This window comes from Kerstersia similis (genome assembly GCF_965139615.1).
In the GTDB taxonomy this organism is placed as follows: domain Bacteria; phylum Pseudomonadota; class Gammaproteobacteria; order Burkholderiales; family Burkholderiaceae_B; genus Kerstersia; species Kerstersia similis.
On the sequence record NZ_CBCSIQ010000006.1, the window covers coordinates 36,325 to 48,307 of the forward strand.

At 61.3% G+C, this 11,983-nt stretch carries 12 protein-coding genes; 10 read left to right on the top strand and 2 right to left on the bottom strand.

Translation table 11 applies throughout. The features are described 5' to 3' along the window. Positions 1-3 precede the first annotated feature (3 nt). From ACNA1V_RS05545 to ACNA1V_RS05560, 4 genes are all read left to right on the top strand, one after another. Positions 4-2,610 carry a PKD domain-containing protein gene (locus ACNA1V_RS05545; RefSeq protein ID WP_415832587.1) on the top strand — a complete coding sequence of 869 codons (2,607 nt, stop codon included), beginning with the start codon at positions 4-6 and terminating at the stop codon, positions 2,608-2,610. Positions 2,611-2,719: 109 nt separating this feature from the next. Next, the gene (locus ACNA1V_RS05550) at positions 2,720-3,670 is read left to right on the top strand and encodes a hypothetical protein (RefSeq protein ID WP_415832588.1); all 951 of its coding nucleotides are present in this window, start codon (positions 2,720-2,722) and stop codon (positions 3,668-3,670) included. A gap of 213 nt (positions 3,671-3,883) precedes the next feature. Next, a complete protein-coding gene (locus ACNA1V_RS05555; RefSeq protein WP_415832589.1) occupies positions 3,884-4,522 on the top strand; it encodes an OmpW/AlkL family protein in 639 nt (212 codons plus the stop codon). 309 nt (positions 4,523-4,831) lie between these two features. Then, a complete protein-coding gene (locus tag ACNA1V_RS05560; RefSeq protein WP_415832590.1) occupies positions 4,832-5,827 on the top strand; it encodes a linear amide C-N hydrolase in 996 nt (331 codons plus the stop codon). A gap of 137 nt (positions 5,828-5,964) precedes the next feature. On the opposite strand, the gene ACNA1V_RS05565 is transcribed toward ACNA1V_RS05560, so the two are convergent. Both ACNA1V_RS05565 and ACNA1V_RS05570 read right to left on the bottom strand, forming a co-directional pair. After that, positions 5,965-6,354: an Hsp20/alpha crystallin family protein gene (locus ACNA1V_RS05565; protein ID WP_415832591.1), complete on the bottom strand. Its 390-nt coding sequence runs from the start codon at positions 6,352-6,354 to the stop codon at positions 5,965-5,967. Between the two features lie 25 nt (positions 6,355-6,379). After that, complete coding sequence (locus ACNA1V_RS05570; protein ID WP_415832592.1) at positions 6,380-6,811, bottom strand: Hsp20/alpha crystallin family protein; 432 nt, start codon at positions 6,809-6,811, stop codon at positions 6,380-6,382. Positions 6,812-7,090: 279 nt separating this feature from the next. On the opposite strand from ACNA1V_RS05570, the gene ACNA1V_RS05575 reads away from it, so the two are divergent. The 6 genes from ACNA1V_RS05575 to ACNA1V_RS05600 all read left to right on the top strand — a co-directional run bounded on the left by ACNA1V_RS05575 (position 7,091) and on the right by ACNA1V_RS05600 (position 11,975). Next, positions 7,091-8,005 carry a DnaJ C-terminal domain-containing protein gene (locus ACNA1V_RS05575; protein ID WP_415832593.1) on the top strand — a complete coding sequence of 305 codons (915 nt, stop codon included), beginning with the start codon at positions 7,091-7,093 and terminating at the stop codon, positions 8,003-8,005. A 343-nt stretch (positions 8,006-8,348) separates the two neighbouring features. Then, on the top strand, positions 8,349-9,188 hold the full coding sequence (locus tag ACNA1V_RS05580; protein WP_415832709.1) for an ABC transporter ATP-binding protein: 840 nt from the start codon (positions 8,349-8,351) through the stop codon (positions 9,186-9,188). Next, entirely contained in the window at positions 9,185-9,970 is a 786-nt protein-coding gene (gene mlaE, locus ACNA1V_RS05585) for a lipid asymmetry maintenance ABC transporter permease subunit MlaE (protein WP_415832594.1), read from the top strand. The genes ACNA1V_RS05580 and mlaE overlap by 4 nt, the downstream gene beginning before the upstream one ends. Before the next feature lie 18 nt (positions 9,971-9,988). Then, positions 9,989-10,459, top strand: a complete 471-nt coding sequence (gene mlaD / locus ACNA1V_RS05590) for an outer membrane lipid asymmetry maintenance protein MlaD (RefSeq protein WP_415832595.1) — start codon at positions 9,989-9,991, stop codon at positions 10,457-10,459. Then, positions 10,456-11,265, top strand: coding sequence for an MlaA family lipoprotein (locus ACNA1V_RS05595; RefSeq protein ID WP_415832596.1), 810 nt, complete (start codon positions 10,456-10,458; stop codon positions 11,263-11,265). The genes mlaD and ACNA1V_RS05595 overlap by 4 nt, the downstream gene beginning before the upstream one ends. A gap of 23 nt (positions 11,266-11,288) precedes the next feature. Further along, a complete protein-coding gene (locus ACNA1V_RS05600) occupies positions 11,289-11,975 on the top strand; it encodes an MlaC/ttg2D family ABC transporter substrate-binding protein (protein WP_415832597.1) in 687 nt (228 codons plus the stop codon). Positions 11,976-11,983 lie beyond the last annotated feature (8 nt).

Consider the following 11,983-nt stretch of genomic DNA (forward strand, 5'->3'; position numbering starts at 1 on the left):
ACTATGAAACATCAATGGCAAAAATGGCTGGCCAGCCTGGGCGCTGCCTCGCTTCTGGCTGCCTGCGGCGGCGGAGGTAGCGACTCCGACAACGGCAGCAGCAATGGCAACAACACTGCCAGCCGTCCCAATGCCGTCTTGCGCGCCGCCGTGGGCAACACCCCGCTTGCGGATGGCGACACGCTTGCCGCCGGCACCAAGATCACGCTGGATGCAAGCGGCAGCAGTACACCAAGCGGCACTTTGGCCTACTCCTGGCGGCTGGCGCAACAGCCTGGAGACGATGCCATCGACAATCCACAGGCGGCACGTACCCAGCTCACGCCTACCTTGCCGGGCGATTACCAGATCCGGCTCACCGTTGACAACGGCGATGCCCTGGCCTCCCAGCAATTGTCCTTGTCCGTGACCAGCGACTACCCCGTGGCGAGGGTTGAAAGACGTGAACGCAATATGCGGCTCGGCCTGGTCCAACTCGATGGCCGCGCCAGTCTGCCGCCATCAGGTGGCGACCCCGCCAAGCTGAAATATTTCTGGCGGCTGGTCGCTGCTCCCCCGGCCAGCAAAATAGCGGGTCTGGACACGGAGGAAGCCATGCTCGCTCAGCCACGCTTCGATGCCGATGTGCCGGGCAAATACGAGTTCGAGCTGAACGTCTCCTACGAAGGCAAAAGCAGCCTGAAACCCGCCACGCTGGTCGTCAGCGTGCAGGAACCCCTGGCCCTGCCCTCTGCCGTCATCGAACCGCTGAGCAGCGCACCGTATATCAGAGGGCAAAAAATCTCTTTCGACGCCAGCAAGAGCACAGCCGGCACGGGGGGTGGCGCGCTGCAGTATCGTTGGAGCCTTACCAAACAGGGCCTGGCGCCGCTGCCCGCCATGGAAGGCGCCAACACCAGCCGCATGAGTTTCACGCCCAACGCCGTCGATACCTATACCGTCGGCCTCAGTCTGTTCGACGGCGTGCAATATCACTACGACGAATACCGACTGACAGCCGTATTGCCCGACAACGCGCCCAATACGCCACCTGTCGCCGTCTTCCTGCACAACTACAGCGAAAATACTTTTGAAATTGAAAAAGGCGCGCGTACAGGGCTCTACGGCAGGTCGTCTTACGATATAGACGAAACCGGCAACACGCAATTCGAGTACGAATGGACTCTGCTCGAAGAACCGGCACCTGGCGCCGCAAAACTCGAACTGGCCGGGCGCTACTCCTATTTCACCCCCCGGAAATTCGATGGCGAAGGCGTGGAAAAGTACAAATTCCAGCTGCGTATCAAAGACTCGGCAGGCGCCTGGTCCGAACCGGCTATCGCAACCTTCAGCGTACTCAACGGCGCCAACCATGCCCCGACAGCCGAAGCCGGGCCGGCACGCAGCGATAGCACCAGCTTCATGACCGGCACCCAGCTCGAATTACTAGGCCACGGCTCCGATACTGACAACAATCGCATCACGAAATATGAGTGGCAATTGCTGGATCGCCCTGATCACAGTCAGGCTTCGCTGAGCAGCCTGAACACGGAACGCACCAACATTCTCCTGGATCAGCCCGGCCGCTACATGTTTCAGCTTGCTGTCACTGACAGCCATGGAGCCGTCAGCATCCTGCCCAAAGTGTTTTCAATCTACGCCAAGACCCAGAACTTCGCCCCCGAAGTTCGTCCTTACCAGGCCCGCGCCTACGACCGCGAGCAACCTTTGCTGATCCACAAGAACCGGGAGCAATTCAACCTCTACAACACTACACAGGACTTCTGGAACGAATTCGCCTTTGTGGCCAATGCCTATGATCCCGACGGCGACAAGCTGGGCTATCTGTGGAGCCTGACAGGCCTGCCGGCCGGCTACGACAAGCACAACGCGTCAATCACATCGTTCCAGACGTGCTATATCGGTGACAACTGGTCCATGAGCTCCTGGCGGGGAACGGAAACCGCAGCCGAATACATCGCCCGGCAAAACGCAGCACGGGAATGGACCTCTTGCGCAAACCTCGGTTTCGCTCCTGCCATGACCGGCACCTATGATCTGGCGCTCTGGGTAACGGATGGCGCGGAAAACGCCGGGCCCTTCAACTTCAGCGTGAACGCCGCCACACGCGAGGACTATCCGAGCCTGTTGCTGGAAGACCTGCACCTCGTCCATCGCTGGAACAGTACGGCCGGCAAACTTGAGCTAGTCAAAGACTGGACCTTGTCCTCCCTGTCATCGAGCCAAATGTTCTTCCCGACCCAAGAACACTTCGCCATGTTCAAGTTCTCCGCACATTGGTATCCCTACCTTTGCAGCGCCAGGGAAAATCATAATCAGGAGCCCTTTGTCCTTGGCACCTACCAGTTAAGTGCTGGCCAGCAAGACTATACGATTGCAGACCTGACCGCCCGGGATGCTTCCGGCAACGCCACGCTTGCTTTCGATGGAATCACCAACGGCAAAACCATCAAGAAGGGAGAAACCGCTACCTTCTCCGTCACATTGAGGCTCAACGAGGACTCCACATTCTGCCAAAACAGTCAGGCTGACGGCGCTCTCATCGACACAAACCCCTTCACCTGGTTCTTCCGCATCCAGGAAAAACCGGAATGGACATTCTCATACTAAGCACCTGACCCATCCCCGGTTAGCCTCCCCCGGCCCTGGCCACCATCGAGGCAGCAGAGGCGCAGTAACATAGCGCCTCTGCTGCCTCGATGGCCCGCCAGGAGCGTCCATGACTGCCTATCATTCTGCCCCACCCTCTGCTGCCTTGCCCTATGCGCGCCTGTTTGCCGGCCTGCTGCTGCCTTTGGGGCTGATCCAGCTTCCGGCCCATGCCGAATTCAGCCCGCCTGCCGAGGCCTTCCAGGGCATGCCAGTCAGCGATGCCTTGGCCAACCTGCCTTTGGCCATCGAAACCTTTTCGATCCTGCTCTCGCGCCCGGCGAGCATTTTCGATGCGCGGAACGCCACGGCATGCAAGCTTTCACCAGCCGATGCCAGGCTTGCCGTACTGGGCCCAACAATCATCACAGCCCTGGAAGAGGAAGCACGCAAAGGCGGCATGGCAACGGAAACCGTGTCCGGCCAGCTGGACATACTCAGCGGGCCCTGCCCCACAACCGGCAAACTGACGGGGATGACGGAATATATCTGGGACAGTGAAACCCGCCTGGACTTTGCCGACCTGGTCTCGACCGTGAAATCGCGCCAGCGCGGAATCGCCCAATATGATGCCCAGGGCAACCCCGCTCGTACCCTGAGCGTCATCGAAGCCTCACATACGAAACTCTTTCAACGCCAGCCGTCCGGTGAATTGCGTGCCACGGCTCAGCCAGGCCAGACTGCGGGCCAGGCCACTTACAGCATCACTTACGGCCGAGGCTATATGGGGCAGGCCGATGACCTGCAGGTGACCTTCACCCTGATCGACACGCCCCCTTCGCTGGTGCCCTCGATTCCGCCATTGCGCAGTGCCGTCGCCATCATCCGCTATCTCCCGGACGGGGAAGTCATAGAGCAATACTCGAACAACCGGCTCCAGTCCCGTACGCACCTGAACTCACAACAACAGATGCATGGCTGGCTGGAATTCTTCGACGAGACAAATCAAGCCACCCCACCGGTACGCCAATGCTTTCAGCAGGGGGCCCCTGCGCCGGAAGCCGCCTGCGCCAAACCTTAACGGCGATGGGCGGGCAGCGGCAAGCACAGCCTGGCTGCCCGCGACGCGCCGAGTGAGGCAGGAAAGCAACATTCTCCGCGTCAAGTACGCCTGAACCTCAGACTTCTCTGACAAAACCCGAATTTATTGCGGCACATCAAATCCACTGTCCGGTGGAAAAGGCATGCTCGCAGTGTGGTTTATATCGCAATGATCAAATTCTGGAGAAGTCAGATGAGCATCCGCACCCTCAAGCCTATGGCCGCCCTGTTGCTGGGCGCCGGCCTGCTGGCATCGCCCCTGGCCCATGCCTATGAAGAAGGCGATTGGCTGTTGAAAGTCGGCGTCAGCCATGTGCACCCCAAATCGAATAACGGCGACATCCTGGGTGGCGCTGCCAAGCTGGACGTTGGCAACAGCACCCGCCCCAGCATCTCGCTGACCTACATGGCCACCCGCAACATCGGTATCGAATTGTTGGGCGCCATCCCGTTCAGCCACGATATCAATGCTGACGGCGCGGTCAACGGCTACATCGGCAAGACCAAGCACTTGCCGCCCACGCTGAGCCTGCAATGGCACTTCCTGCCCGACTCCACCGTGCAGCCGTATGTCGGCGTCGGCTTGAACTACACCACGTTCTTCGACACCAAGGCTCGCGGCGATATCGCCGGCAACAAGCTGCGCCTGAGCGATTCCTGGGGTGTGGCCGCACAAGTTGGCGTGGACGTCGCACTCGACAAGAACTGGTTCATCAACGCCGATGTGCGCTACATCGACATCAGCTCGAACGTGAAGCTCAACGGCGAGAAGATCGGCAAGGCCAAGATCGACCCGTGGGTCGGCACCGTGGCCATCGGCTACCGCTTCTAAGCGTAGTGGGATGCGTGCCGCCAAACCCCTGGCGGCGCCCATCTTCCCGAAGGCGCCAGGCCCCCTCAGGGCGCTGGCGCCTTCGTCGTTTTCGCCTTGTCATTCCTTCACGCTCCCCCTGCGCCGCCGTACCTGGCACACCGCTACACTGAAGGGCTGCCACTCGTTTCCAAAAGTCCGGCCGATACCCCCGGTGCCTGCACGATTGACTCTTATTTCTGTTACAACACCGCAGCGCGGTTCGGCGTTCACAGATGCCTGCCAGCGCCCCTTCCAACCAGCAGGTCCCTCTCTCGAGCTTACCCTCCCATGTGCACACGAATCGTCTATCACGGTAATCAGGGCCAAGTCTTCACCGCCCGTTCCATGGACTGGAAGTCCGACATGCATACCAACCTGTGGATACTGCCTCGCGGCATTGAACGCAGCGGCAATTGCGGCCCGGATAGCCTGAGCTGGACTGCCAAGTACGGCAGCGTCGTGGCGACCGGCTACGATATCTCCACGACGGATGGCGTCAATGAAGCCGGCCTCTCGGTGAACCTGCTGTGGTTGGCCGAATCGCAATACCCCAGCCCCGATCCCGCCCATCCCCTGCTGACCATCGCCGCCTGGGCTCAATACATTCTGGATCTTTTCCCCAACGTGGCCGATGCCGTCGCCGCGCTGGCGCAACAGCCCTTTTCGCTGGTCACGTCCAATATCCCCGGCGAAGCGCGCCTCACCACGCTGCATATGTCCCTGTCCGACAGCAGCGGCGACAGCGCCGTGGTCGAATATATCGACGGCAAGCAAGTCATCCATCACAACCGTGACTACCAGGTCATGACCAATTCGCCGACCTACGACGAACAGCTGGCCCTGAACAAGTACTGGGAAGCCATCGGCGGCACCATCATGCTGCCGGGCACCAACCGCGCTGCCGACCGTTTCGCCCGCGCCCAGTTCTATATCAATGCCGTGGAAAAACAGGACGACCCCGATATGGCGCTGGCCAGTGTCCTGAGCGTGATCCGCAATGCCTCCGTGCCCTTCGGCCTGAGCACGCCGGACCAGCCCAATATTTCCTCCACGCGCTGGCGTACGGTGGTTGACCACAAGCGGCTGCGCTACTACTTCGAATCCACCACCACGCCGAATGTCTTCTGGGTCGATGTCAGCAAACTGGATTTCTCCGCGACGGGCGCAGGCGTGCGCAAACTGGAACTGGGCATGAACCAGCGCAATATCTTCCATGGCGAAGTCAACGACAGCTTCGTCAGCGCCCCCGCCTTCACCTTCCTGGGCATCCCCACCAAGCACTGAGCCATTCGTCAGTAACGCAGCACGCTGCCGAACCTGCTCCCTGCCTGGGCAGGTTCAAGCACAAAAAAGCCAGGGCGCCAACAGCCGCCCTGGCTTTTCCTCTTTCTGCCCGACCCGGCCGGGCCATCCCTGCCGGGTCAAGCGACCTGGATTTCCACCTTGCGCGGCTGCGCATGCTCCGCCTTGGGAATACGCAAACGCAGGACACCGGCATCAAACGACGCCTGCACCTTGTCTGCATCCAATTCACGCGATAGCGTGAAAGCACGGCGGTAGTGCTGCGCGTTCACCTCGACATGCGTGGCAACCGCGCCTTCGGCCAGCGCCAGCGCAATGCTGCCTTCTATCGTCAGGGTATCGCCATCCACCTGCAGGTTCAGGCCATCCTTGTTCACCCCGGGCAAGTCCGCATACAGCGTAATGCCGCTGGCATCCTCGACCACATCAACCGGCGGTACAAGATAGTGCCTTTCATTGCGCACGGCAGATTCGGTCTCGGCAGACTGGGTCACTTTAGTTTCACTCATGGCATTCTCCTATTTTCTGTCCGGCTCACTGGATGGCAATACGGCGGGGCTGGGCGGCTTCCTTGCGCGGAATGTGCAAATTGAGCACACCGTCGCGATAGCTGGCCTGAACACCCTGTGTTTCGACATCGTCAGGCAGACTGACAACCCGACGGAAGCGGCCCGAGAACCGCTCGTCAACATGCAGCGTGGCCTTTTCCGCCACTTCGCGCGGCGCGCGTTCGCCCGAAATCGTCAACACCCCTTTTTCGATCTGGACATCCAGATCCTTGGCTGCCACACCCGGCACAAACACATGGATATCCACCGCCTTCGGGCTGGTGGCAATATTCAAGCCCGGATAGCCCTTGGCACCGCCACGGATACTGGGCGACACCTCGAAGGCCTGCTGCATGCTGCGCTGCAGACGATCCAGTTCCGCGAACACATCACGGGGAAACAATGCACGGTAAGACATGATCAATCTCCTGTCAGAGCTGCGGGCCATGGCCTGTCCGGCCGGGATGACTCCGCGTGCCAGCGTCCGTCGGGCCAGCTGGCAGACTGCATTCACGCCATACCAGCGAAACAGGCCGGTATGGCACCGATCAGCAAACCATGGTTCCGGACAACCCGTACCACGGCGCCTCATGACAGTTATATAGGGTGGGCATTTCGTACTTTCAAGGGCTTGATATCAAAGACTTTGCCCCCATAACAGGGATAACATCATGCATCCTTTCCATGAGGAAGAAATATGGAATACAGGGACTACTACGCCACACTCGGCGTATCCCGGGACGCAAGCGCAGAAGACATCAAGAAAGCCTTTCGCAAACTGGCGCGCAAATACCATCCGGACGTTTCCAAGGAAGCGGACGCAGCGCAGCGCATGAGCGAGGTCAATGAAGCCTATACGGTGCTCTCCGATCCCGAAAAACGCAGTGCCTACGATCAGCTCGGCCAGAACCCGCAGGGCGACGGCACGTTCCGTCCGCCTCCCGGCTGGGGCCAGGGCAGTCATTTCAATTTCAATCAGCAGGGCGATTTCGATGGTGCCGGGTTCTCCGACTTCTTTTCGGAGCTCTTCGGCCGCATGGGCGGCGGCGCGGGTGCCTCGGGGTTTCGCCAGACCCGACGCTCCGGCCGGGGTGAGGATATGCGGGCACGCGTGGTGCTCGGCATAGAGGACACCTTCACGGGCGCCACCCGCCAGCTGTCGCTGCGATCCAGCCAGGGCGAACGCACCTTCGAGGTCAAGATTCCGAAAGGCGTCCAGGCCGGACAAGTCATTCGCCTGGCGGGACAAGGCGAGCCCGGGCCGGCCGGGCCGGGAGATCTGCTGCTGGAAGTCTCGTTCCAGCCGCATCCACGCTACCGCGTGGATGGCAAGGACATTGCCATGACGCTGCCCGTCACGCCCTGGGAAGCGGCCCTGGGCGCCATCGTCCCCGTGCGCATGCCGGATCGCACCATCAAGGTCCGCATTCCGGCCGGCGCGCAAAGTGGCCGCCAGCTGTCAGTCAAGGCACATGGTATCCCGGGCAAGCCCCCAGGCGACCTGACCCTGGATATCCAGGTCGTGCTGCCGCCTGCCGATACCCCTGCCGCCAAGGCGTTGTACGAGCAGATGGCCAAGGAAATGGCATTCGACCCGCGCAGCGATGCCTGAGCCGTGACGCCCGAGCAGTGGTCGCGCCGCGCCTGAGGGCCTGACTGCCAGCGCCCAGCATCAGCCGCCGGCCCGTACGTTTCATGTGCGGGCCGGCGGCATTTTCATACCCAAGAAGCGCTTGCCGACGGGATGCGCCTGCCCCGCGTCCACCGACCGGCATTTGTTTCAAGCCGTCACAAGCATTGCGCCCGCCCGGCCGAACTGCCGCGAATGCAGCGCCATCCCTGGCCCGCCGGCGTGCCCGGCCATGCAACACGCTTGCAACTCCTTCCTCCGCCACGCCCGCCGCGCAGGCAACAGCCGGGATACAATGCCATCTTTGCCCTTCTTCCCTTTGCCCATGCCGCACGCCGACGCCTTGCCCAAGACTGCCGCGCCTGTTCTGCATTTCCATGATGCAGCGCTGGGCTATGGCGATTTCACCGTACTGCGTGGCATTTCCATGCAAGTGCAGCCCGGACAGGTCGTCGCCATCATGGGGGGGTCCGGCTCGGGAAAAACGACGCTACTGCGCGCCGCCACCGGCCAGCTGCGTGCCCAGCACGGCACCGTTACCGTCTTTGGCCACGATATGGGCGCAGTCAACGAGCGCGAACGCGAAACCCTGCGCAAGCGCATGGGCGTCCTGTTTCAGCAGGGTGCGCTGTTCACTGACCTGAATGTCTTTGAAAACGTCGCCTTTCCGCTGCGTGAACACACCCGCCTGAAAGAAGCTGACATTACCGAGAAAGTCCTCGACAAACTTGATGCCGTCGGCCTGCGCACAGCCGCGCACCTGCGCGTCAACGCCATCTCCGGTGGCATGGCCAGGCGGGTGGCGCTGGCCCGGGCCATCGTCCTGGAACCCGAACTGATTCTCTACGATGAGCCTTTCGCCGGCCTGGATCCGATTTCGCTGGGCGTCACCGCACGCCTGATCCGCGACCTGGCGGATCGCCTGCACTGCGCCTCGGTGCTGATTACCCACGATGTGCAGGAATCCTTCGCTATTGCCGACCAGGTCTATCTCGTCGGCCAGGGGGAACTGAAGGCATCTGGCTCCCCCGAGACCCTCGCCGCCTCGAAAGACCCGTATGTGTGCCAGTTCCTGACCGGCGCGCCGGATGGCCCGGTGGCCTTCCAGTACCCCAGTACGCCCGCTTTCGAGGCCTGGCTGGCGCAGCAAGGAAAACGCGCATGAATCCCTTCCACACCATCGCCCGCCTCGGTGCCTGGGTACGCGCGAAAATCACCGGTCTGGGGCTGTTCACCCGGTTTTTCGGACAGTTGCTGGGACAAAGCGGCATCGCCGTGCAACGCCCGCGCCTGGTCGGCCAGCAGGTCCACTTCATCGGTAACTATTCGCTGCTGATCATCGCCGTCTCCGGCCTGTTCGTCGGCTTTGTGCTGGGCTTGCAAGGCTTCTATACCCTGAGCATCTATGGCGCCGAAGACGCGCTGGGCCTGCTGGTGGCGCTGTCCTTGACCCGCGAGCTCGGCCCGGTCGTCACTGCCCTGTTATACGCTGGCCGTGCCGGGACGGCACTGACGGCAGAAATCGGCCTGATGAAAGCAGGCGAGCAGCTGGCTGCCATGGAAGTCATGGCGGTCAACCCGATACGCCGCGTCCTGGTGCCGCGTTTCTGGGGCGGCTTCATTTCCATGCCGGTACTGGCCACGATCTTCTCGGCCGTGGGCATTCTCGGCGGCTGGCTCGTTGGCGTGCCCATGATCGGCGTCGATAACGGCACCTACTGGTCACAGATGCAAAGTGGGGTCGATATCTGGCAGGATATCGGCAATGGCTTTGTCAAAAGCGTGGTATTCGGCATTGCCACCACGCTGATCGCGCTCTACCAGGGCTGGCAGGCCAAGGCCACACCCGAAGGCGTCGCGCAGGCCACGACACGTACCGTCGTGGTCAGCTCCCTGGTTGTGCTGGGTCTGGATTTCCTGCTGACCGCACTCATGTTTGGCAATTGATACGATACGGATTCCGTCATGTCGCAAGAAAAAAATGATTTCTGGGTCGGCCTGTTTGTGCTGCTGGGCATTCTTGCCCTGGCCTTTCTCGCCCTGCGTGCCGGCAACCTGAGCACTTTCTCGTTCAAGCCCACCTACGAAATCACGGCCAATTTCGATAATATCGGTGGCCTCAAACCGCGCGCCCCCATCAAAAGCGCCGGCGTGGTCGTGGGCCGCGTGAACAACATCCACCTGAACCCGAAAACCTACGAAGCCGTGGTCACCATGGACATGCAGGAAGCGTTCCGCTTTCCGCTGGACTCCTCTGCGAAGATCCTGACTTCCGGCCTGCTGGGTGAGCAGTACATCGGCCTGGAAGCCGGCGGCGATACGGAAGATATCCCCGATGGCGGCGAAATCATGTTCACCCAGAGCGCCGTCGTGCTGGAAAACCTGATCAGCAAATTCCTGTACAACACTGCAGACAAGCAAGGCAGCGAACAATGAACACGTCTCAACGCACTGGCCGCCACTGGCTGCGTCCGACCCTGCTTGCCTCCAGCCTGGCGCTGGCCGGTTGCGCAACAGTCACCAACCCCGACCCGCGCGACCCCTTTGAAGGCTTCAATCGTGGCGTCTATCAGTTCAATGATGCGGTCGATACCGTGATCCTGGAACCGCTGGCCACACTCTATACCACCATCACGCCCAGCCCGGTACGCAGCTGTATCGGCAATATTTTCAATAACATCGGCGATGTCTGGTCCGCGATAAACAGCCTGGCCCAGGGCCGCGGCCACGATTTCATCAACACGCTGGGCCGTGTGATGTTCAATACCACCGTCGGCGTGGGCGGCTGTTTCGATGTGGCCACCGCCAACGGCGCCTATCGTATCCGTAACGACTTCGGCACCACGCTGGGCGTCTGGGGCCTGGGCCATGGCCCGTACATCGTGCTGCCCATCTTCGGGCCGAGCTCGCTGCGCGACGGCACCGGCATGGCCGTGCGCGCCGTTGCCAAGCTCGATATCGCCACGGCAGTCGATAATGTCCGCATGCGCAATATCGCCTGGGGCCTGGAAGGACTGGATACCCGCGCTTCGCTGCTGGATGCCACGCGTACCGTGCAGGCCACTGCGCTGGATCCGTACTCCTTTGTACGCGACGCCTACTTCCAGAACCGCAACGCGCTGCTGCGTCAAAAGCAACGCCCCTTCGGCGCCAGCGAAGACGACGACCTGCCGAACTACGACGACGAACTGCCGGATTATGACGACCCGGGCGAAGAAGCCCTCGTCGATACCACCCCCTGACCCTGCTTCAATAGGTAACCGCCATGACACTGACTGCCATCCGCCATACGGCACCCGCCGCCATGCTGGGCCGACGCGCAGCGGCCCTGGTCCAGCGCCTCGCGCTGGCCTGCACGCTGCTGTTGGGCGTTGCCGCCACCGCCTCTGCAGAGATCAATCGCCAGGCCGCACCCAATGAGTTCGTCGAACAGGTTGCCGTTCAGGCGCTGGACGTCCTCAAGCAGGATCAGGACGCGCTGCGCGGCAATATCGGCGCCGTCAACCGTATCGTCGATCTCTATGTCCTGCCCTATGTGGACTTCCAGCGCACCACGCGCCTGGCGGCCGGCAAATACTGGCGCGACGCCACGCCCGAGCAGCGCAATGCACTGGCCGATGCGTTCCGCGGCACCCTGACGCGTACCTACAGCGGCGCGCTCAGCCAGGTTGATAACTCCACCCAAATCACCATGATGCCGTTCCGCGGCGACGCCAGCAAAAATGATGTGGTGGTCCGTTCGCGCATCATCCCGCATCGTGGCGCCGAGCCGGTGCAGGTCGATTACCGCCTGAACCGCACGCCCGAAGGCTGGATCATTTATGACCTCAATGTCGAAGGCATCTGGCTGATCGAAAACTACCGCAACCAGTTCGCCCAGGAAATTTCCAAGAGCGGCATGGACGGCCTGATCCAGGCCCTGCAACAACGCAACACCTCGCCGGAGTCCTGATCCTATCC

Bases quoted from the DNA above. Each gene is read 5' to 3' on its own strand.
- ACNA1V_RS05545 (WP_415832587.1), top strand. From the start codon at position 4: ATGAAACATCAATGGCAAAAATGGCTGGCCAGCCTGGGCGCTGCCTCG.
- ACNA1V_RS05550 (WP_415832588.1), top strand. From the start codon at position 2,720: ATGACTGCCTATCATTCTGCCCCACCCTCTGCTGCCTTGCCCTATGCG.
- ACNA1V_RS05555 (WP_415832589.1), top strand. From the start codon at position 3,884: ATGAGCATCCGCACCCTCAAGCCTATGGCCGCCCTGTTGCTGGGCGCC.
- ACNA1V_RS05560 (WP_415832590.1), top strand. From the start codon at position 4,832: ATGTGCACACGAATCGTCTATCACGGTAATCAGGGCCAAGTCTTCACC.
- ACNA1V_RS05565 (WP_415832591.1), bottom strand. From the start codon at position 6,354: ATGAGTGAAACTAAAGTGACCCAGTCTGCCGAGACCGAATCTGCCGTG.
- ACNA1V_RS05570 (WP_415832592.1), bottom strand. From the start codon at position 6,811: ATGTCTTACCGTGCATTGTTTCCCCGTGATGTGTTCGCGGAACTGGAT.
- ACNA1V_RS05575 (WP_415832593.1), top strand. From the start codon at position 7,091: ATGGAATACAGGGACTACTACGCCACACTCGGCGTATCCCGGGACGCA.
- ACNA1V_RS05580 (WP_415832709.1), top strand. From the start codon at position 8,349: ATGCCGCACGCCGACGCCTTGCCCAAGACTGCCGCGCCTGTTCTGCAT.
- mlaE (WP_415832594.1), top strand. From the start codon at position 9,185: ATGAATCCCTTCCACACCATCGCCCGCCTCGGTGCCTGGGTACGCGCG.
- mlaD (WP_415832595.1), top strand. From the start codon at position 9,989: ATGTCGCAAGAAAAAAATGATTTCTGGGTCGGCCTGTTTGTGCTGCTG.
- ACNA1V_RS05595 (WP_415832596.1), top strand. From the start codon at position 10,456: ATGAACACGTCTCAACGCACTGGCCGCCACTGGCTGCGTCCGACCCTG.
- ACNA1V_RS05600 (WP_415832597.1), top strand. From the start codon at position 11,289: ATGACACTGACTGCCATCCGCCATACGGCACCCGCCGCCATGCTGGGC.